Annotated in this window: 19 protein-coding genes; 9 read left to right on the top strand and 10 right to left on the bottom strand. The window is 71.5% G+C overall.

The annotated features are described in order from the left end of the window. Positions 1-171: 171 nt before the first annotated feature. The gene (locus OG625_RS15005; protein WP_329380498.1) at positions 172-435 is read right to left on the bottom strand and encodes a chorismate mutase; all 264 of its coding nucleotides are present in this window, start codon (positions 433-435) and stop codon (positions 172-174) included. 324 nt (positions 436-759) lie between these two features. Between OG625_RS15005 and guaA the strand changes: the two genes are divergently transcribed. The 4 genes from guaA (at position 760) to OG625_RS14985 (ending at position 5,130) form a co-directional block, all read left to right on the top strand. Further along, positions 760-2,346 (top strand): glutamine-hydrolyzing GMP synthase, encoded by a 1,587-nt coding sequence (gene guaA, locus OG625_RS15000; protein WP_329380494.1) that lies wholly within the window; start codon positions 760-762, stop codon positions 2,344-2,346. A gap of 138 nt (positions 2,347-2,484) precedes the next feature. Then, entirely contained in the window at positions 2,485-3,246 is a 762-nt protein-coding gene (locus tag OG625_RS14995; RefSeq protein WP_329380491.1) for a class II aldolase/adducin family protein, read from the top strand. Positions 3,247-3,348: 102 nt separating this feature from the next. Next, entirely contained in the window at positions 3,349-4,605 is a 1,257-nt protein-coding gene (locus tag OG625_RS14990) for a hypothetical protein (RefSeq protein WP_329380489.1), read from the top strand. An 18-nt stretch (positions 4,606-4,623) separates the two neighbouring features. Continuing rightward, positions 4,624-5,130 carry a DoxX family protein gene (locus OG625_RS14985; RefSeq protein ID WP_329380487.1) on the top strand — a complete coding sequence of 169 codons (507 nt, stop codon included), beginning with the start codon at positions 4,624-4,626 and terminating at the stop codon, positions 5,128-5,130. Here OG625_RS14985 and OG625_RS14980 read toward each other — a convergent pair. Together OG625_RS14980 and OG625_RS14975 are read right to left on the bottom strand one after the other, a co-directional pair. After that, on the bottom strand, positions 5,076-5,300 hold the full coding sequence (locus OG625_RS14980; RefSeq protein WP_329380486.1) for a hypothetical protein: 225 nt from the start codon (positions 5,298-5,300) through the stop codon (positions 5,076-5,078). The genes OG625_RS14985 and OG625_RS14980 overlap by 55 nt on opposite strands. Next, positions 5,287-6,600 (bottom strand): PspC domain-containing protein, encoded by a 1,314-nt coding sequence (locus tag OG625_RS14975; protein ID WP_329380483.1) that lies wholly within the window; start codon positions 6,598-6,600, stop codon positions 5,287-5,289. The genes OG625_RS14980 and OG625_RS14975 overlap by 14 nt, the downstream gene beginning before the upstream one ends. Before the next feature lie 131 nt (positions 6,601-6,731). Between OG625_RS14975 and OG625_RS14970 the strand changes: the two genes are divergently transcribed. The 3 genes from OG625_RS14970 to OG625_RS14960 are packed head-to-tail and all read left to right on the top strand — an operon-like array spanning position 6,732 to position 9,880. Next, on the top strand, positions 6,732-8,021 hold the full coding sequence (locus tag OG625_RS14970; RefSeq protein ID WP_329380481.1) for an ATP-binding protein: 1,290 nt from the start codon (positions 6,732-6,734) through the stop codon (positions 8,019-8,021). Then, positions 8,018-8,707, top strand: a complete 690-nt coding sequence (locus OG625_RS14965; RefSeq protein ID WP_329380479.1) for a response regulator transcription factor — start codon at positions 8,018-8,020, stop codon at positions 8,705-8,707. Before OG625_RS14970 ends, OG625_RS14965 begins: the two co-directional genes overlap by 4 nt. Before the next feature lie 60 nt (positions 8,708-8,767). Beyond that, on the top strand, positions 8,768-9,880 hold the full coding sequence (locus OG625_RS14960; RefSeq protein WP_329380477.1) for an alpha/beta hydrolase: 1,113 nt from the start codon (positions 8,768-8,770) through the stop codon (positions 9,878-9,880). A gap of 18 nt (positions 9,881-9,898) precedes the next feature. On the opposite strand, the gene OG625_RS14955 is transcribed toward OG625_RS14960, so the two are convergent. The 5 genes from OG625_RS14955 to OG625_RS14935 all read right to left on the bottom strand — a co-directional run bounded on the left by OG625_RS14955 (position 9,899) and on the right by OG625_RS14935 (position 13,864). After that, a complete protein-coding gene (locus OG625_RS14955; protein ID WP_329380474.1) occupies positions 9,899-10,975 on the bottom strand; it encodes a C40 family peptidase in 1,077 nt (358 codons plus the stop codon). 116 nt (positions 10,976-11,091) lie between these two features. Further along, positions 11,092-11,445 (bottom strand): hypothetical protein, encoded by a 354-nt coding sequence (locus tag OG625_RS14950; protein ID WP_329380471.1) that lies wholly within the window; start codon positions 11,443-11,445, stop codon positions 11,092-11,094. Positions 11,446-11,466: 21 nt separating this feature from the next. Then, positions 11,467-12,120 (bottom strand): class F sortase, encoded by a 654-nt coding sequence (locus tag OG625_RS14945; protein ID WP_329380468.1) that lies wholly within the window; start codon positions 12,118-12,120, stop codon positions 11,467-11,469. Positions 12,121-12,209: 89 nt separating this feature from the next. Next, a complete protein-coding gene (locus OG625_RS14940) occupies positions 12,210-12,737 on the bottom strand; it encodes a hypothetical protein (RefSeq protein WP_329380465.1) in 528 nt (175 codons plus the stop codon). A gap of 221 nt (positions 12,738-12,958) precedes the next feature. Beyond that, entirely contained in the window at positions 12,959-13,864 is a 906-nt protein-coding gene (locus OG625_RS14935) for an alpha/beta fold hydrolase (protein WP_329380462.1), read from the bottom strand. A gap of 109 nt (positions 13,865-13,973) precedes the next feature. On the opposite strand from OG625_RS14935, the gene OG625_RS14930 reads away from it, so the two are divergent. Both OG625_RS14930 and pcrA read left to right on the top strand, forming a co-directional pair. Continuing rightward, positions 13,974-14,321: an ArsR/SmtB family transcription factor gene (locus OG625_RS14930; RefSeq protein WP_329380459.1), complete on the top strand. Its 348-nt coding sequence runs from the start codon at positions 13,974-13,976 to the stop codon at positions 14,319-14,321. Continuing rightward, positions 14,305-16,818: a DNA helicase PcrA gene (pcrA, locus tag OG625_RS14925; protein ID WP_329380456.1), complete on the top strand. Its 2,514-nt coding sequence runs from the start codon at positions 14,305-14,307 to the stop codon at positions 16,816-16,818. Before OG625_RS14930 ends, pcrA begins: the two co-directional genes overlap by 17 nt. Before the next feature lie 6 nt (positions 16,819-16,824). Here the strand turns inward: pcrA and OG625_RS14920 are convergent, their stop codons facing one another. Both OG625_RS14920 and OG625_RS14915 read right to left on the bottom strand, forming a co-directional pair. Then, positions 16,825-18,405, bottom strand: a complete 1,581-nt coding sequence (locus OG625_RS14920) for a M23 family metallopeptidase (RefSeq protein WP_329380452.1) — start codon at positions 18,403-18,405, stop codon at positions 16,825-16,827. A 164-nt stretch (positions 18,406-18,569) separates the two neighbouring features. Continuing rightward, positions 18,570-19,358, bottom strand: a complete 789-nt coding sequence (locus tag OG625_RS14915) for an esterase/lipase family protein (RefSeq protein WP_329380450.1) — start codon at positions 19,356-19,358, stop codon at positions 18,570-18,572. Positions 19,359-19,393 lie beyond the last annotated feature (35 nt).

Raw genomic sequence — 19,393 nt, 5'->3', positions numbered from 1 at the left:
CCGGTCACGCGAAGGAGCGAGGTCCCACGACGTGCGCTCCACAGGGCGCCCGTCTCATCGCTCCAGCGGAGCCACGCGTGGTGGTGCGGTCCCGCACCTGGCTGGCACGGACAACCTCACCAACGAGGTCCCCCGGGCGCCGTCACGGTCCGGACGAGTGACGAACAGGCGTCACACGCGACCCCGGCACAGCTCCAGCAGCGTCATGGCGAGGCCGGTACCGGGCTTCCCGAGCGCATCGCTCCAATGCGAGAGCACCTCCATCTCGCGTGACAGGTGCACCCGCCGCCCGCCGGACTCGATGCGCGCCTCCTGGATCACCGTCGAGACGGCCATCCGCTCCTGGATCAGTCCGATGATCCGGTCGTCGATGGCGTCGATACGGGTACGGGAGTCGGCGATCAGCTGCTCGGGGGTGGTGGTGATCGTGGTCATGGTCTTCTCTCCTGTGAGGTGGGTCCGGAGTCCGGGGTCGGGGCTCCGGGGCCGGCAGGTCCGAGAAACGCAAGAGCGCCCCGGTCCTGTCGGACCGGGGCGCTCTGGGAAGTCAGTGGCTCAAGCGAGCATCACGATGACCCATGGCGACCGGACCGACCGGTGCCATAGGTAAAGAGGAAGCTCAGCTGCTTGCGCACGGAAGGGATTATTGCCCTCCCTCCCGCTCCGGGCCAAGCAAGTTCGGATGGTGAGACGAAGAGGGCCCTACGTCCCCCGTTAGAATCGACAAAACAACCTCCTCTTCCGCCGGAAGGCCGCCCCGTGCCAGAAGCACCCTCCGCCGCCCACGACAGCGCCCCGGACACGGTTCTCGTCGTCGACTTCGGCGCCCAGTACGCCCAGCTCATCGCCCGCCGCGTCCGCGAGGCACGGGTCTACAGCGAGATCGTGCCGAGCTCGATGCCCGTCGACGAGATGCTGGCCAAGAACCCCAAGGCGATCATCCTCTCCGGCGGACCGTCCTCCGTGTACGAAGAGGGTGCCCCGCAGCTCGACCACGCCCTGTTCGAGGCCGGGATCCCCGTCTTCGGCATGTGCTACGGCTTCCAGCTGATGGCGACCGTCCTCGGCGGACAGGTCGACAACACCGGTGCCCGCGAGTACGGCCGCACCCCGCTGGCCGTCTCCAAGGCCGGGTCGACCCTCTTCGAGGGCACTCCCGAGAACCAGTCGGTGTGGATGTCCCACGGCGACGCCTGCTCCGCCGCTCCCGAGGGCTTCACCGTCACCGCGTCGACGAACGTCGTCCCGGTCGCGGCCTTCGAGAACGACGAGAAGAAGCTGTACGGCGTGCAGTACCACCCCGAGGTGATGCACTCCACGCACGGCCAGCAGGTCCTGGAGCACTTCCTCTACCGCGGCGCCGGCCTGAAGCCCACCTGGACCACCGGCAACATCGTCGAGGAGCAGGTCGCGGCCATCCGCGAGCAGGTCGGCGACAAGCGCGCCATCTGCGGCCTCTCCGGCGGCGTGGACTCCGCGGTCGCCGCGGCGCTCGTGCAGAAGGCCATCGGGTCGCAGCTGACCTGCGTCTACGTCGACCACGGCCTGATGCGCAAGGGCGAGACCGAGCAGGTCGAGAAGGACTTCGTCGCCGCCACCGGCGTGCAGCTGAAGGTCGTCGACGCGCAGGAACGCTTCCTGAACGCGCTCGCCGGCGTCTCCGACCCGGAGACCAAGCGGAAGATCATCGGCCGCGAGTTCATCCGCGTCTTCGAGCAGGCGCAGCTGGAGATCCTCCAGGAGGAGGGCCCCGCGGTCGCCTTCCTGGTGCAGGGCACCCTGTACCCGGACGTCGTCGAGTCCGGCGGCGGCACCGGCACCGCGAACATCAAGTCCCACCACAACGTGGGCGGCCTCCCCGACGACATCGAGTTCGAGCTCGTCGAGCCGCTGCGCCAGCTGTTCAAGGACGAGGTCCGGATGGTCGGCCAGGAGCTCGGCCTGCCCGACGAGATCGTCCAGCGCCAGCCCTTCCCCGGCCCCGGCCTCGGCATCCGCATCGTCGGCGAGGTCACCAAGGAGCGCCTGGACCTGCTGCGCGAGGCCGACGCCATCGCCCGCCACGAGCTCACCGCGGCCGGCCTGGACCGCGAGATCTGGCAGTGCCCGGTCGTGCTGCTGGCCGACGTCCGCAGCGTCGGCGTGCAGGGCGACGGCCGTACCTACGGCCACCCGATCGTGCTGCGCCCCGTCTCCTCCGAGGACGCGATGACCGCGGACTGGACGCGCATGCCGTACGAGGTGCTCGCCCGGATCTCCACCCGCATCACCAACGAGGTGCCGGAGGTCAACCGCGTGGTCCTCGACTGCACGAGCAAGCCCCCGGGCACCATCGAGTGGGAGTAGTCCCCACCCGTCCCACCCGGACGTGAGACGAAGCCGCCGCTCCCCGGGGAGCGGCGGCTCCGTCGTTCCTATGGCCACTTGGCAGGGGCGCGGGTACCTTGCGCCGCGAGTCGAGCCGAGCCGTCGGAGGAGCGCCCCATGCCGGACCAGCCCGTACCCGTGCCCGTGGAGCGGCTCGGCTTCGAGATGCCGCCCGTGCACGACACCGTCGAGGCGGCGCGCGCCCACCGCAAGGAACGGCTCGCCGGGGCGCTGCGGCTGTTGGGGCGGCTCGGATACGAGGACGGGGTGGGCGGGCAGATCACCGCGCGGGACCCCGAGTTCGAGGACTGCTACTGGGTGAACCCGTTCGGGCGGGCCTTCACCACCCTCACCGTCGACGACCTGCTGCTGGTCGACGGGGACGGGCGGGTGCTCCGGGGCGGCCGCCGGGTCAACGAGCTGGCCTTCGCCGTGCACGCCGCCGTCCACCGGGCACGCCCCGGCGCGGTCGCCGTCGTGCGCACGCAGGCACCGTACGGCCGCGCGCTCGCGGCGCTGGGCGAACTGCTCGCCCCGATCAGCCAGGAGGCCTGCGCCTTCTACGAGGACCACGCGCTGCTGGACGAGTTCACCGGGGCGGACGATCCGGGCCGGATCGCGCACGCGCTGGGCCCGTACAAGGCGCTGGTCCTGCGCAACCGGGGACTGCTGACGGTCGGGGACTCGGTGGACGCGGCGGCCTGGTGGTTCATCGCGGCGGAGCGGGCGGCGCAGGTGCAGCTGATCGCCCGCGCGGCCGGGAAACCGGTGCCGATCGACCACCGCGCGGCGGTCGCCACCCGGGAGCGGTTCGGGTCCGATCTGGCCGCCTGGGTGAGCTACCAGCCGCTGCGCGAAGAGGTGGCGTCAACATCATGAACGGTTAATCACCTGCTCTGACATCGTGCGCAATCCGGAGCACTGCCGCAGTGGTGCACAATTCGCTGGCATCGCACCGTAGTTCAGAGAGGCGGCACGCACGTGGCTGTCCAAGAGATGTCCCGGGGTACCCATACGGCCGCCTGTGGCTGTGAGGAGTGCGCCCGGGAGGGGCACCGGCGAGCGGTCGCCGCGTTCCTGGAGAAGCGCGACGAGTTCGCCTCCGGGCAGGGGGTGCCGGCCGCCGTGGCGCACTCCCTCGGCGCGTCCCGCCAGTGGGTCTCCGACGAGCTGACCCTGTCGGCCCGCACGGTCGCCGACCGGGGCCGGGAGGCCGGGAACTCCTGGCTGTACCTGTTCTCCCGGCGGGCCGTCCTCGCCGTGTGGATCGCCGCCGGGGTCCTGCTGCTGGTCCAGGTCGGCACCGCGCTCGGCACCGGCTGGTCCGCGGCCCGCACCGCCGGACTGCTGGCCGCCCTGGTCCTGGCCGGGCTGCTGACGGTCGGGGCGCGCGCCCAGTCGGTGCGCGGCGGGCTGCTGGCCCCGCTGGTCGGCGAGGACAACCGGCTGTCCACCTCGAAGGCGACGGCGAGCGCCTGGGTCGTGCTGACGGCCTTCGCGGCGCTGCTGCCGGCGCTGCGGCTGGCGGCCTCCTCGCCGGGCCCGGATCGCCAGGCCCTGTACGCGGGGCTGGCGCTGGACCGGGCGCTGCCGCTGCTGGCGGTGGTGTCGCTGACCTCGGCGGTGGCAGTGCTGGTGCGCCGGGTGGTCACCGTACGGATCATGGGGCAGCGGCTGCAGAAGCTGCCCGCCGACCGGCCGCGCGGGGTGGACCTGCTGACGGACGACGCCGGGCGCGGCAGCTTCCCGGACGCGCAGTACGTACTGGTCTGCACGGTGGTGCTGGCCTACGCGGGGGTGTCGATGGCCCGCTTCCCCGAACGGCTCCCGCAGCTGCCGTGGGCGCTGGCCCTGCTGGTGGCGCTGTCGGCGGCGGTGTACCTGGCGGCGAAGTACGCGGAGGGCAGCCGGCCGCTCGTGCTGTCGGTGGTCCGCAGACGGGAGCCCGGGGACCTGGACGCCGCCGTCCGCCCCGGGGACGACATCGAGATCCGGGGCGTGGGCTTCGTACCGCCCGGGGCGCAGACGCCGGAGATGCTGGCCCGTTTGGTCGTACGGATCGGGGCGGTCCACGTGCACGTTCCGCTGGTCCCGGTGGCGGGCGGGTTCACCAACCCCTCCGACGCGGTGCTCACCGTGCCGGTGCCCGCGGAAGTGGAACCGGGGCGGATCGAGATCCAGGTGGTCACCGCCGCAGGAGTGGAATCCAACCGATGCACCATCGACGTGGCCGAGTGATGGGGGTACACATGTCGCGTGACCCATACCCGAACTGACGTCCCCTCCGGAGCGGAGGGGCTCCGCGCCCTCGCCACCCGCCACGCCCTGCTGCCCCTGAGGATCTTCCTCGGCGTGACCTTCGTCTACGCGGGGCTGGACAAGCTGACCGACTCGGCCTTCCTGTCCGCCTCCGGCTCCGGCTCCATCGGCGAGATCATGAGCGGGGTGCGCGACACCTCCGCGATCCCCGCCCTGGTGGACCTGTCCCTGAAGTCCCCCGTCGGCTTCGCCGTGGCCATCGCCATCGGCGAGCTGCTGGTCGGCCTCGGAGTGCTGGCCGGCCTGCTGACCCGGATCGCGGCCGTCGGCGGAGCGCTGATCTCGCTCAGCCTGTGGCTCACCGTGTCGTGGGCGGTGACCCCGTACTACTACGGCAACGACCTGATCTACCTGATGGCCTGGACCCCGCTGATCCTCGCCGGGGCGCCCTATCTGTCGCTGGACTCGCTGATCCGGTCCCGGCGGTCCCTGCGGACGGCGTAGGTCACCATCCCGACCAGCGACGAGAGGCAGAGCCCGCCCACGGCCATGGGGATGACCAGGAACCACGGCACGTCGGCCTCGCCGGACGCGTCGAGGAGGTACACGATCCCCGCGGTCAGCAGTACGATCCCCGCGAGGAGCCGTCCCGGCTGGAACTCATGACGCGGCACGGGCCACCTCCACCTGTCCCACACCCGCGTTCAGGTGCAGCTCGATCGTCCCGCCGGCCTCGGTGCCGGCTGCGGGCGGCAGGGTCGCCGCCTGCGTTTCGCCGCCGCTCTTGATGCGTACGTCCTGGCTGGTCTCGCCGGGCATGTGGATGTCGCCCAGCTTCACCGACACGTCGGCCCGCGCCGTGACCTCCCGGGGCACGATCACCTTGAGCCGCCCCGCGTCGATGGAGGCGCGCACCTTCACCGTGGCGCCCTTCGGGACGTCCAGCCGGCTCAGGTCCAAGGTGGCGAGCCCGGTGCCCGCCTCGTACACGGGCCGTACGTCGGCCACGGCGGCCGGCCGCCAGTCGATCCGCTTCCAGTCGGTGCCGATCTCGCGCGGCAGCGCCGAGGCGCCCGCCAGCAGCCCGGCGGTGATCAGCGCCAGCAGCACCGTGCCGAAGCCGGTGCGGCCCTTGACGGAGCTGACCGCGAGGCCGAGGCCGAAGACGGCCAGCGCCGCGGCGAGCCCGATCTGCAGGGCGTGGCTCAGCGTGCTCCCCTCCCACACGGAGGCGGTGCCGATGCCCCCGGCCAGCAGGGCCAGTACGAAGACCCGCCCGCCGATCCCGCCGCGCGGGCGGGCCGGTGCGTAGACCGGTGCCTCGGGCGCCCGCGGAGCCTCGGTGCGCGGCGTCGCGTCCTCGGTGTCCGCGGGGCCCCACAGGTAGCCGGTGGACCCGACGGGGCCGGTGGTGCCGTCCTTGACCAGCGGGTCCCGCCACCAGGACGGGCCGCCGGGCGCCGGCGGCGCCTTCGTCTCCGGCGGGGCGGGCGAATGCGCGGCGCGCTGCGCGTCGGGGGCCTCGGCCTCGGGGGTCTGGCCCTGCCGGCGCTGCCGCGACCAGTGGGAGGCGCCGCCGAGCGCCAGGATGACCAGTACGGAGAAGACCGCGAGCCCGCCGTTGGTCAGCATCGACAGGAACAGCGCGCAGCCCACCAGGGCCGCGAACACCGCCGCCAGCGTCGAACCCTCGACCCGGCCCGTCAGCAGCCGTTTCGCCTCGCTGTCCTCCTCGCCCTCCTGCGGGAGGAGCAGCCACGCGAAGCCGTAGAAGATCAGGCCGACGCCCCCGGTGAAGGTGAGCACGCCGATGACGATCCGGAACACCACCGGATCCAGGTCGAAGTACCGGCCCAGGCCCCCGCACACGCCCGCGACGACCTTGTCCCCCTTGCTGCGGCGAACGGGCGGCCGGGCATCTGGAGGCTGAGGGGCTCCGGGTTCTGTCGGTGGGGCGTCGTGTACTTCGGTCATGCGTCCATGGTGACCGGCCCGGGCGGCCCCGGGCATCCGGCCGAACCCTGGCGCAACCCTGATATCCCCCCGACCGGAATGGGGGGATGCCCTGATGCCCGGCCACCCGCGCACGTGTGACCCTTGGTGACATGCCCGTAGCCGCCGCTCCCCACCACGTGCCCGACACCGACGAGGCGCCGCCGCGCAAGCTCTACCGCAGCGCCGACGGCCGGATGCTCGGCGGAGTCGCGCGGGGTCTCGCCGGGCACCTCGGCCTGCCCGTGATCTGGGTCCGGCTCACCTTCCTCGGCCTGTTCATGTTCGGGGACGGCCTCGGCGTGATGCTGTACGCCGCGTTCTGGGTGTTCGTACCGCTCGGCGTCGGCGGCCGCGCCGAGAACCGCTCCTTCTTCGAGACCCTCGCCGACGGCGGCCGTCACCTGCGCAGACCCGACAAGGGGCAGGTGCTCGCGCTGGTCGTCCTCCTCGTCGGCGTGTGGATCTTCATCGCCAAGCTCGAGATCGGCGGCACCTCCGGGCGCTACGTGTGGCCGACCCTGCTGGTCGGCGCGGGCGTGGTCCTCGTGTGGCGGCAGGCCGACAACGCGCGGCGCGCCCACTGGGGCGATGCCGCCGCCGGCCGCGGCCGGGTGTTCCAGCTCGTCCGGGCGCTCGCCGGAGTCGCCCTCGTCGGAGTGGGGCTGACCGTCTTCCTCGTCGTACGGGGCTCCGCCGCGCAGCTCGGCAACGTACTCACCGCCACCCTCGCCGTCCTCATCGGCATCGCCCTGCTCGCCGGACCCTGGCTGATCCGGATGACCCAGGACCTCTCCGAGGAACGCCTGATGCGCATCCGAGCCCAGGAGCGCGCCGAGGTCGCCGCCCACGTCCACGACTCCGTCCTGCACACCCTCACCCTGATCCAGCGCAACGCGGAGGACGTGGGGGAGGTGCGCCGGCTCGCGCGCGCCCAGGAGCGGGAGCTGCGGAACTGGCTGTACAAGCCCGAGGGCACCGGCAAGGACGAGGCCGAGGAACCGGCCACCCTCGCGGACGCAGTGAAGAAGATCGCCGCCGAGGTCGAGGACCATCACGGGGTGCCCATCGAGGTCGTGGTCGTCGGTGACTGCCCCCTCGACGAGAAGCTGGCCGCACAGATCCAGGCAGCGCGCGAGGCGATGGTCAACGCCGCCAAGTACGGTGGCGACGGCGGGCCGGTACAGGTGTACGCCGAAGTGGAGGGGCAGACGGTGTTCGTGTCCGTACGGGACCGGGGACCGGGCTTCGACATCGACGCGGTACCGGACGACCGCATGGGCGTACGAGAATCGATCATCGGCCGGATGCAGCGCAACGGCGGGACCGCACGACTGCGGTCCGCGCCCGACGGCGGCACGGAAGTCGAGCTGGAGATGGAGAGGGCGGCGAAAGCGGCATGACCGAGGACAGCGCTGAGAAGGAGACCCGCAGGGTCCGGGTCGTGCTCGTCGACGACCACCGGATGTTCCGCGCGGGCGTACAGGCCGAGATCGGCGAGACCGAGCGGACCGGGGTCGAGGTCGTCGGCGAGGCGGCCGACGTCGACCAGGCCGTCACCGTCATCACCGCCACCCGACCCGAGGTGGTCCTGCTCGACGTGCACCTGCCCGGCGGCGGCGGTGTCGAGGTGCTGCGCCGCTGCGCCCCGCTGATGGCGGCGGCCGAGGCCCCGGTCAGATTCCTGGCGCTGTCGGTGTCCGACGCGGCCGAGGACGTCATCGGGGTCATCCGGGGCGGCGCCCGCGGCTACGTCACCAAGACCATCACCGGCACCGAACTGGTGAACTCGGTCTTCCGGGTGCAGGACGGGGACGCGGTGTTCTCGCCGCGGCTGGCCGGCTTCGTGCTCGACGCCTTCGCCTCGACGGACGCCCCGCCGGTCGACGAGGACCTGGACCGCCTGACGCAGCGCGAGCGCGAGGTGCTGCGGCTGATCGCGCGCGGATACGCGTACAAGGAGATCGCCAAGCAGCTCTTCATCTCGGTGAAGACCGTCGAATCGCACGTCTCGGCGGTGCTCAGGAAGCTCCAGCTCTCCAACCGCCACGAACTGACCCGCTGGGCGACGGCCCGCCGGCTGGTGTGATCCACACCGCAGGCTGATCGCGCAACCGGGCCGCGTCACGCCGCCCTCTTGGGTGGCGTGATGAGCCTGACGGGGACACCCTTCTTCGTGACGGCGATCGCGCTCACCGCGATCGCCGTCATCCTTCCGCTGGCCGTGTGGAGCAAGGTCCGCGGCCCCGTCGCCGTACGGGTCGCCGCGCGGGCGCTCATGGTGGTGTTCGCGCAGGTCACCGCCGTCGCCGTGGTGTTCGTCGCGGTCAACCGGGCCGAGCACTTCTACACGTCCTGGGGCGACCTCTTCGGCACCGGGAAGTACGTCACCGCCGCCCCCGACCTCGGCCCGGACGGCCTCGGCGGGAAGAAGGCGGAGGAGGTCGGGAAGGCGCCGAAGGTGCTGCAGGAGTTCCAGCCGGTGGACGGCCTCGGCGGGCGGGTCAAGAAGACCGAAGTCGACGGCAAGATATCCGGGGTCAAGGGCGACGTCATGGTGTGGCTGCCGCCGCAGTACGACGACCCGGCCTACAAGGACAAGAAGTTCCCGGTCGTCGAGCTGATCCCGGGCATCCCGGGCACGGGCAAGTCCTGGTTCCAGGGGCTCAAGGCGCACGAGGTGCTGGAACCGCTGATGAAGAGCGGCAAGGTGCAGCCGTTCATCCTCGTCTCCCCGCGCGCCATGCTGCTCGGCAACGGCGACACCGGCTGCGCCAACATCCCCGGCAAGGTCAACGCCGACAGCTGGTTCAGCGTCGACGTCCGCAAGATGGTCGTCGACAACTTCCGGGCCTCGGAGGACTCCCGCACCTGGGGCGTCGCCGGCTACTCGGCGGGCGCCTACTGCGCCGCCAAACTGGCCATCGCCCACCCCGACCGCTACAGCGCGGCCGTCTCCCTCTCCGGCTACAACGACCCCGGCCAGGAGCCCTCCTCGCCGGTGGCCCAGGATCCGGAACTGCGCCGCACGCACAACCTGAAGGCCGTGCTCCAGGCCGCGCCCGCGCCGCCGGCGGTCTCGCTGTGGATGTCGGGGGCCGAACACGACGGCTACCTGTCCGGCACGGACCTCAAGGCCCTGGCGAAGGCCCCGACCACGGTGCACGCGGAGAAGGTGGTCGGCGGCCACAACCTCGAAGCGTGGTCCAAGCAGCTGCCGCAGACCTTCGGCTGGCTGAGCGGCGTGGTCAAGGCGCCGTAGCGCTGGGTCGTCCGGATCTCACGCGGGGCGGGAGGCGCCCGCCCAGGGCATCGAGTCGATCGGGGCCAACCGGACCGTGGAGCCGGGGCGCGGGGCGTGGATCATCTGGCCGTTGCCGATGTACATCCCGACGTGGGTCACCCCGGAGTAGAAGAACACCAGGTCACCGGGGGCCAGTTCGCCGCGGGAGACGCGCCGGCCGGCATTGATCTGGGTGTAGGTGGTGCGGGGCAGCGAAACCCCCGCCGAGCGCCAGGCCGCCTGGGTCAGGCCCGAGCAGTCGAAGGACCCAGGGCCCGTCGCGCCCCACACGTACGGCTTCCCGATCGCCCCGTACGCGAAGGCCACGGCGCGCGCCGCGCGGGAGCCTCCCCCAGCTACCGCTGGGAGGTGCCCCCATCCGGGCGGCGGCGGAGTCGTGTTCGTGGTGCGCGGTCCGGCGGGGGAGCTCCCGGCCGACTGGGCCTCGTACGCGGCGCGCTGCTCGGCGGTGAGCCTGGCCAGCAGGCGCTTGGCGGCATCGAGCTTGCCCTCGATCGCCGCCTTGTGCTCGGCGAGTTCGTCCTGCCGGGCGCGGAGGTCGGTGAGCCGCCCGGCGGCCTGCTCCCGGAGCTTGCCGACCTCGTCGAGGCGGCGGCGCACGGTGTTGATCCCGGCGGCGTTGCGTTCGTGGGCGCGGCTGATGAAGGAGGCCTGGGCCAGGTACTCCTGCGGGTCGGCCGCCAGCGCGAGCTGTACGGCGGTGCCGAGCGAGCCGCTGCGGTACTGGCCTGCGGCGAGCGAACCGAGGGCGCTGCGGGCGGTGTTGAGCTGGTCGGTCTTGCGGGCGGTTTCCTCGCGCAGGGCGGTCAGCGCGCGATCGGCCTCGTCGGCCTTCTCCTTCGCCCCGTTGTACCGCTCGGTCGCGGCCTCGGCCTCCTGGTAGAGCCGGTCCACCTCCGACTTGACCTGGGAGGGGGTGGAGCCGGGGTCGGCCTGGGAGGTGCCTTCGAAGGCGGTGGCGGTGGCAGCGCCCGCGAGGGCGAGGGTGGCGGCGGTGGTCCGTACCGTGCCGCCGGAGAGCGGGCGCTGCCTGGGCTTTCGATGACTGGCCACGAGGGCCTCACGTCCTTCCCCTGTCGGCTGGGTCTTGGGGGAGGACGCTAAACCTGAACGTAACGGGCCGATGACGAGATGACCCGAACTGATCGGATGTGGTGGATCGGTGGTGATCAGTGCCAGAGAACGGCGATAAAGATATTGGCGATGGTCAGTCCGCCGACCGCGCCGAACAGGGCCTTCTCCACCCGCTCCTCGTCGCGCTTGACGTAGACGAGGGCGAGGACCACGAAGAGGACGGCGAGCTTCACGCCGATCTTGACGTGGTTGACGGAGGTGCCGTCCATCTCGCGGAAGCCGACCAGGAGCACACCGGTGACGAGCATGGTGAGCGCGCCGTGCAGCATCGCGGGCACGAAGCGGGCGGTGCCCGCGCTCATCGCCTTCATCTGGGTGAGGAAGCCGCCGAGGAGCGAGGCGATCCCGATGATGTGCAGGCCGACGAAAACACTGATGAGTACGTCCATGGCGCCGAGCGTACGGGGCGGCTAATCGCGGACTTCGGTCAGGCGGGCGAATACGACGACGTTGCCGTCGTAGCCCGTCGTCTTCGAGAATCCGCCGCCGCAGGTGATCACGCGGAGCTCGGCCTCGCCCTTGGGACCGTAGACGCGGGCGGCCGGGAAGTCGTCCTTGTTCACCACCTCGACGCCGTACGCCGTGAACACGGCGGTACGGCCGTCCGCCCGGTCCACCTCGATGTGCCGGCCCGGCTCGAGGGAGCCGAGTTCGTAGAAGACCGCCGGGCCCTCCTTGTTGTCGACGTGGCCGTCGAGCACCGCCGTGCCCCGGGAGCCGGGGGTGGGGGAGCCCTCGTACCAGCCCGCGAGGTTCCGTTCCTGCGGGGGCGGGGCGTCCACCCAGCCCTCGGGGTCGAGCCCGACGCGGGTGACGGGTGCGTCGACGCGCAGGGCGGGGATCCGTACCCGCCGCGGGGCGGAGGCCTTCAGCGGCGCGGGGGCCGGCGGGAGGGCGCGGGCCGCCGCGTCGTGGGCGGGGTCGCTGACCAGGCCCGCGGCCTGCGCGGGCTGCGGGGGGCCGCCGTTCGCGTCGAGGCCGTTGCCGAGGAGGTAGATGCCGAGGAGGGCGACGAGGGCCACGACGCCCCAGCCGCTGCGGGGCTTGGTACCGGGGCCTGCCATGGCCGTGCCTCCTTGTGCCTCTGGGTGTGGGCCATGGCCCCGGCCCGTCCGGCAGCCAGGGGCGGCCGGACGGGCCGGGGAGTCTCGGGTCAGGCGTTGCCGTCGGCGCGGCGGCGCATCAGCAGCACACCGCCGCCGACGGCGCCCGCGAGGAGCGCGGAACCGACCGCGATCGCCGAGGTGTTCAGACCGCCTCCGGCGCCGCCGCCGAGGCCGGCCTTGACGCCCTTGTCGGGGGCCGTGGTCCCGCCCGGCTTGGTGGTGGCGGCGCCCGCGACGGTGAGGGTGGTGGTGCCCTTCTCGCCCTTGCAGTCGAAGGTCACCTCGTACTGCGCGCCGGCCTTGGCGTCGACGTCGACCTTGGCGGTGGCGGACTTGCCCTCGTTGAGCTCGACCGCGTCGAAGACGCCCGAGGAGACCTTGACCTGCGGCTCCTGGCAGCCGGTGGCGTTCAGGGTGACCGTCCCGCCGGCGGCGACGGTGGCGGGGGAGACGGTGAAGCCGAACGACGTCACGTTGGGCGTGGTCCCGCCGTCGTTGGCCGAGGCCAGGGGCGCGGCGAGCGCGAGGGCGGCGGTGGACAGCAGGGCGACGGACGCGACACGTATCGCACGCATGGTGAATCCTCCGGGTCGAAAAGGCGCGAAATGCACCTCTTTCGGCTCGACGCTAGGTGTGGTGGGCCGAACCGGCGACTCGTGCGCCACGAACGGAGCAGTGGGGGCGGAGAGTTGGCATCGGGTCCGGCAACTCCCGCTGGTACAGAGGGTGAGCGGGGAGAACGCGCCACGCCGGGGCCGCCCGGCGTGGCGCTGGCGCTGAGTGACCGACGTGCCGGTCAGCCGAAGAAGCGGGTCAACTCGGCCACTACGAACTCCGGCTGTTCCTCCGGCACGTAGTGGCCGCTGCCGTCGACCCGGACGACCCGGGTGTCGATGCCGAGCGCCGGGACCGCGGCGACCAGCTGTTCGTAGTTGCTGTACTCGCCGCCGAGGGCGAGCAGCGGGGCGGCTACGGGGGTGTAGTCGGCGAGGTCGGCGATGTCCTGGCCGAAGGCGCGGTACCAGGCGTTGCCGGCGCGGATCGCGTCCGGGGAGTCGTACGCGCGGGCGTACACCGCGCGGGAACGGACGTCGATCGAGGACTGGTCGACGGCCGCGTTCCCGAACAGCCAGTCCAGCAGGAGGTGGTAGCGGCCCTCCAGGAGACGCTCGGGCAGGCCCTCCACCTGGTTGAAGGCGAACCACCACAGGTGGAACAGGTCGGACCGGGGGAGCAGGGGCATCTGGGCCCAGCTGTCGTCGGGGTGCAAGACGTCGAGCAGGGCGATGCGGCGGGTGGCCTCGGGGTGGTTGGCGGCGAAGGCGTAGGCGACCATCGCGCCGATGTCGTGGCCGGCGAGGTGCGCGGACCCGATGGAGAGGTGGTCGAGGAGGGCGCGGACGTCGGCGGCCATCGTCTTCTTGTCGTAGCCGTCCTCGGGCTTGGCGGAGCCGCCCATGCCGCGCAGGTCGACGGCGATCACCCGGTAGCGGCGGGCCAGTGCGGGCATCACCTTGTTCCACTGCCACCAGGTCTGGGGCCAGCCGCCGAGGAGGACGAGTGTTTCGCCGCTGCCGCCTTCCACGTAGTGGAGGCGGGTGCCGTTGACCTCGGCGTGCCGGCTGGTGAAGCCGCCGTCGAGGGAGGCGGCGAGGGCTGCGTCGTCGAGCGGGGTGGTGACGGGCGGGGTGGTGACGGACATGGGGGTCCTCACGTCGAAGTGACCGTACGAAGATTTCGTACGGACAGGACTGTACGAGATCTTCGAACGGTCTGGCAATGTCCGTACGAGATCTGCGTACAGTGGGGACATGGCTGCCGCTGCTGAGCTGACCCACCCCGCCACCGACCGCATCGACCTGGTCGAGGTTCTGGCGGCGCTCGGGCATCCCGTCCGACTGGAGATCGTCCGCAAGCTGGCCTCCGGGGAGGAGGCGTTCTGCGGTGAGGTCGTGCCGGACCTGCCCAGGTCGAGCGTCACGCACCACCTCAAGACGCTGCGCGAGAGCGGAGTGATCTGTCAGCGGCCGCGCGGCCGCAAGCTCTACCTCGCGCTGCGCCGAGACGACCTGGACCAGTGCTTCCCCGGTCTGCTGGAACTCGTGCTCGGCTGTCGGTCCCGCCCCCTAGACTCGGAATGCGATGAGCAGCCTCTTTGACGACAGCTTCCTGGCCGACCTCACCCCCTCCGACGAGGTCCCGCCGCCACCCGAGGACCACGCCGCCCCCGAGCCGGGCGCGGACGATCTCTTCGGGGGCAGGTTCGACGTGGCCGACGGCAGTGGGGGGCGCGGGGACGCGTACTACCGGGACGGCGCCCCCAAGCCCGTCATCGACCCGGCGACGCTCCTGGACGGGCTGAACGAGGAGCAGCGCGCGGCCGTGGTGCACGCGGGCTCCCCGCTGCTCATCGTGGCCGGCGCCGGCTCCGGCAAGACCCGCGTGCTGACGCACCGCATCGGGCACCTGCTGTCCGCGCGGAACGTCCACCCCGGCCAGATCCTGGCGATCACCTTCACCAACAAGGCCGCCGGTGAGATGAAGGAGCGCGTCGAGGGCCTCGTCGGCCCGCGCGCCAACGCCATGTGGGTCTCCACCTTCCACAGCGCGTGCGTCCGCATCCTGCGCCGCGAGTCCAAGCGGCTCGGTTTCACCTCGTCGTTCTCGATCTACGACGCGGCCGACTCGAAGCGTCTGATGGCGCTCGTCTGCCGCGACCTGGACCTGGACCCGAAGAAGTTCCCGCCGAAGTCCTTCAACGCCAAGATCTCGAACCTCAAGAACGAGCTCATCGACGAGGACGCCTTCGCAGGGCAGGCGGCCGACGGCTTCGAGAAGACCCTCGCCCAGGCGTACGCGATGTACCAGGGGCGGCTGCGCGAGGCCAACGCCCTCGACTTCGACGACATCATCATGACCACGGTCCACCTGCTCCAGGCGTTCCCGGAAGTCGCCGAGCACTACCGGCGCCGCTTCCGGCACGTCCTCGTCGACGAGTACCAGGACACCAACCACGCCCAGTACACGCTCGTGCGCGAGCTGGTCGGCACCGGCTACCCGGACCTGGCCCCGGCCGAGCTGTGCGTGGTGGGTGACGCCGACCAGTCGATCTACGCCTTCCGCGGCGCGACCATCCGCAACATCCTCCAGTTCGAAGAGGACTACAAGGACGCGACGACGATCCTGCTGGAGCAGAACTACCGCTCCACGCAGACGATCCTCTCCGCCGCCAACGCGGTCATCGAGCGCAACGAGAACCGCCGCGCGAAGAACCTGTGGACCCAGGCCGGCACCGGCGCCGTCATCACCGGCTACGTCGCGGACACCGAACACGACGAGGCCCAGTTCGTCGCCGACGAGATCGACCGGCTGACGGACGCCGGGGACGCCAAGGCAGGCGACGTCGCGATCTTCTACCGGACCAACGCCCAGTCGCGCGTGTTCGAGGAGATCTTCATCCGCGTCGGACTGCCCTACAAGGTCGTCGGCGGGGTCCGGTTCTACGAGCGCAAGGAGGTCCGCGACGTCCTCGCGTACCTGCGCGTCCTCGCGAACCCCGAGGACGACGTCCCGCTGCGCCGCATCCTGAACGTACCCAAGCGCGGCATCGGCGAGCGCGCCGAGGCGATGATCGGTGCCCTCGCGCTCCGCGAGAAGATCACCTTCCCGCAGGCGCTGCGGCGCGTGGACGAGGCCTTCGGCATGGCCGCGCGCTCGACCAACGCCGTCAAGCGGTTCAACGTGCTGATGGAGGAGCTGCGGACCATCGTCGACTCCGGCGCAGGCCCCGCGGTTGTGCTGGAGGCGGTGCTGGAGCGCACCGGTTACCTCGCCGAGCTCCAGGCCTCGACCGACCCGCAGGACGAGACGCGGATCGAGAACCTTCAGGAACTCGCGGCCGTGGCGCTGGAGTTCGAGCAGGCCAGGGAGGCGGCGGCCACCGAAGCGGCCGAGAACGGCACCCCGGCCCCCGGCCCGGGCACCCTGGCCGAGTTCCTGGAGCAGGTCGCGCTCGTCGCCGACTCCGACCAGATCCCGGACGAGGACACCGAGGGCACGGGCGTCATCACCCTGATGACCCTGCACACGGCGAAGGGCCTGGAGTTCCCGGTGGTCTTCCTGACCGGCATGGAGGACGGGGTCTTCCCGCACATGCGGGCGCTGGGCCAGACCAAGGAGCTGGAGGAGGAGCGCCGCCTCGCCTACGTCGGCATTACGCGGGCGCGCGAGCGGCTGTACCTGACCCGCTCCAGCATGCGCAGCGCGTGGGGCACTCCCTCGTACAACCCGCCGTCGCGGTTCCTGGAAGAGATCCCGGCGCAGTACCTGCAGTGGAAGCGGACGGGCGCCGCGCAGAAGCCGGCCGGCCCGATGCGGAGCCTGGGCGGCGGCAAGGCCTCGTTCGGCACCTCGCCGGAGTCGTTCCTGTCCTCGTCGCGTACGAAGTCGGGCCCGTCGGGATTCGCGACGCGCCGGGCCGCCGACAAGCCGGTCATCGGCCTGGTGGTCGGGGACCGGGTCACGCACGACCAGTTCGGGCTGGGCACCGTCATGGAGGTCAAGGGCGCGGGCTCGGACGCGCAGGCCACCATCGACTTCGGGGACGACAAGCCGAAGCGGCTGCTCCTGCGCTACGCGCCGGTGCAGAAGCTGTAGCCGCTGCTACCTCGGGTCCAGGCCGTGGCTGCGGAGCCACGACAGGGGGTCGATCGCGCTGCCGCCGCCGGGCCGTACCTCGAAGTGGAGGTGCGGGCCGGTGGAGTTGCCGGAGTTGCCGGAGTAGGCGATGACGTCGCCCGCCTTGACCTTGCCGCCGCGGATCTTGGTGCTGCTCAGGTGGCAGTACCAGGTCTCGGTGCCGTCGGGGGCGGTGACTATGGCCATGTTCCCGTAGGCGCTGTTGTACTGCGTGCGCACGGTGCCGTCCGTGGCGGCCATGACCGGGGTTCCGTAGGAGACCGGGAAGTCGATGCCGGTGTGCACGGACATCCACATGCCGCCGGACTGGCCGTAGCTGGCGCTGAGGCCCTGCTGCGAGACGGGGAGCGCGAACTTGGGGCGGGCCGCCTCCTTGGCCGCGGCCTCCTCCGCCTTCTTCTTCTTTTCCTCTTCCTGGCGCTCGCGCAGGTCGATGCGCTCCTGCGTGCGGCTCGCGCGGTCCGCGAAGTCGCCCGCGTCGGCGCTGAGGGCTGCCAGCTGGGTGTCGAGCTTGGTGTTCGCCGCGACCGGCTTCACCGAGGCCGGGTCGGGCGCGGCCATCGTGGTGGTGTCCTCGGAGGACTTTTCCGTGCCGGTCAGCCCGCCGACGGAGGCGGCCGCGACACCGGCGACGCCCATCACGCAGGCGGAGGGCACGGCCACGGTCAGCAGGGCGGAACGCTTCGCCGGGGTGCGGCGACGGCTGTTGCCCGCCTTGGCGCTTCCGGCCTTGGCGTTGGCCGCCTTGGCATTGGCCTTCGCGTTGCCCTTGGGGGCGGCCCGGCGCGCGGAGCGCGGGACGGAGGTCACCGGCACGGCCTGGGTGGGGAGGTCGTGGACCTCGGGCACGCCGTCGGGAACCGGCTCGGGGTCGAAGCCGAGATCGTCGGCGACCTCGAAGGCCTCCACGACCTCGAAGACGGAGGTCTCGACATAGGTGTCGGACTCGGGGACGACGGGAACCTCGTAGGCGTAGGCCTCGGTGGTCGTCGTCTCGTATGCGTAGCCCTGGTACTCGGCGGAGTAGCCGGTGTAGTCGGTGGTGCCGCCGGTGTAGTCAGTGGTGCCGCCGGTGTCGCCCGCGCCGCCCGCCGTGTTCCAGGCGGTGGCGTCGTAGGCGCCGGTCTCGGTGCCGTAGCCCGGCATCGCCCAGTGTCCGGTCTGCTCGGCCGAGGTGTCGTAGCCGAAGGAAGGCGCCGCCTGGTACGCGGAGTAGTCCGTGCTCGGCGTGTTCCAGGCGTTCGTGTCCCAGGACCCCGTGGTGTCCTCGGGGATGCTCTGGGCCGGGATCGTGGACAGATAACCGTCCTGGGAGGTCCATGCCGTGGTGTCGTACGCGCCGGTCTCATAGGAGCCGTAGGCCGCGTAGTTGACCCCCTGGCCCTGCGTTTCATAGGAAACGTAGGTCGAGTCACCAGCGAAAGTGGTGGTGCCGAGGCCGTCGTACCCGAGATCCGGGTACTGGCCCGACGAGGGGCGGTCGTTCACCAACTTCTCTTTCGCCTCGGCAGCGGGGGCCTGGGTGGCCGGGAACTCGAAGTTCACCGGAGGAGAGCAGTGGCGTGACTGTACCCGGCGGTTACTCGCATCGACAATCTTCGGCGGGGTTCCGGATTGCCGGAACCGGGCATTCGGCCGCCTTTCGGTCGCCGAAAGACGCACCCTTGGCCTTGAGTTCGAAATCCGTTCGACTCCGAGCCGTCCGACGGCTACGCGACCGACGCGGCTTCCGAGCCCGCGACCATCGCCGCGCCGGGCCCGTCGAGGGCCCGCCGGACCGCGGCGATCACGGTGGGATGTGCGGGGAGCGCGAGGTGGCCGATCCCGGTGACCTGCACGTTCTCCACGCGGAGGTCCGGATGCTCGATCCTGGCCGTCCCCACCGGGGCCATCACCGCGTCGAACTCGCTCCAGAACGCGACGCATCGGGTGGCGCAGCCGGGCGCGGGCAGCGCCAGTTCGGTCATGACCTCGGAGTCCGGCCGCATCTGGCGGACCAGCGGGTGCGCGTCCATGAAGGGGGCGACCGCCGTGCCCGAATGCGGAGTGCCGAGCGTGATGAGGGTGCGGACGCGGGTGTCACCGCCGAGGCGCTGGACGTAGTACCGGCCGACCAGCCCGCCAAGGCTGTGCCCGACGAGGTCGACCCGGTCCTGCCCGGTGCGCGCGCACAGCTCCTCGACGCGCCGGGCGAGGTGGCGGGCGGTGACGCGCAGGTCGCGGGTGAAAGGCGAGTAGTTGTACGCCTCCACGTGCCGCAGGCCGCCGGCCCCGAGGGCGCGGCGCAGCAGGACGAAGACGGAGCGGTTGTCGGTGAACCCGTGGAGGAGGAGTACGGGCGGCCGTGCCGAAGGCGGGGCGGGGTCGACCTTCTCCTGGCGCACTCCGGTGGGATAGAGGAGGAGGTGCCCGCCGAGCACGACCACCTCCAGCGCGCCCGCCCGTAACGCGGCACCGGTGGTGGGTATCGACGACATTCCGGGCACGGACAGCCCCATCGCGGCCTCCCCTGGCCTCCCCTGAGCCTCTGGGA

It is taken from the genome of Streptomyces sp. NBC_01351 (genome assembly GCF_036237315.1).
GTDB lineage: Bacteria > Actinomycetota > Actinomycetes > Streptomycetales > Streptomycetaceae > Streptomyces.
The sequence above is the reverse complement of the archived record's forward strand: the minus strand, read 5'-3'. Positions and strand labels throughout refer to the sequence as shown.

Bases quoted from the DNA above. Each gene is read 5' to 3' on its own strand.
- OG625_RS14915 (WP_329380450.1), bottom strand. From the start codon at position 19,358: ATGGGGCTGTCCGTGCCCGGAATGTCGTCGATACCCACCACCGGTGCC.
- OG625_RS14975 (WP_329380483.1), bottom strand. From the start codon at position 6,600: ATGACCGAAGTACACGACGCCCCACCGACAGAACCCGGAGCCCCTCAG.
- OG625_RS14930 (WP_329380459.1), top strand. From the start codon at position 13,974: ATGGCTGCCGCTGCTGAGCTGACCCACCCCGCCACCGACCGCATCGAC.
- OG625_RS14945 (WP_329380468.1), bottom strand. From the start codon at position 12,120: ATGGCAGGCCCCGGTACCAAGCCCCGCAGCGGCTGGGGCGTCGTGGCC.
- OG625_RS14965 (WP_329380479.1), top strand. From the start codon at position 8,018: ATGACCGAGGACAGCGCTGAGAAGGAGACCCGCAGGGTCCGGGTCGTG.
- pcrA (WP_329380456.1), top strand. From the start codon at position 14,305: ATGAGCAGCCTCTTTGACGACAGCTTCCTGGCCGACCTCACCCCCTCC.
- OG625_RS14960 (WP_329380477.1), top strand. From the start codon at position 8,768: ATGAGCCTGACGGGGACACCCTTCTTCGTGACGGCGATCGCGCTCACC.
- OG625_RS14950 (WP_329380471.1), bottom strand. From the start codon at position 11,445: ATGGACGTACTCATCAGTGTTTTCGTCGGCCTGCACATCATCGGGATC.
- OG625_RS14970 (WP_329380481.1), top strand. From the start codon at position 6,732: ATGCCCGTAGCCGCCGCTCCCCACCACGTGCCCGACACCGACGAGGCG.
- OG625_RS14935 (WP_329380462.1), bottom strand. From the start codon at position 13,864: ATGTCCGTCACCACCCCGCCCGTCACCACCCCGCTCGACGACGCAGCC.
- OG625_RS15005 (WP_329380498.1), bottom strand. From the start codon at position 435: ATGACCACGATCACCACCACCCCCGAGCAGCTGATCGCCGACTCCCGT.
- OG625_RS14940 (WP_329380465.1), bottom strand. From the start codon at position 12,737: ATGCGTGCGATACGTGTCGCGTCCGTCGCCCTGCTGTCCACCGCCGCC.
- OG625_RS14995 (WP_329380491.1), top strand. From the start codon at position 2,485: ATGCCGGACCAGCCCGTACCCGTGCCCGTGGAGCGGCTCGGCTTCGAG.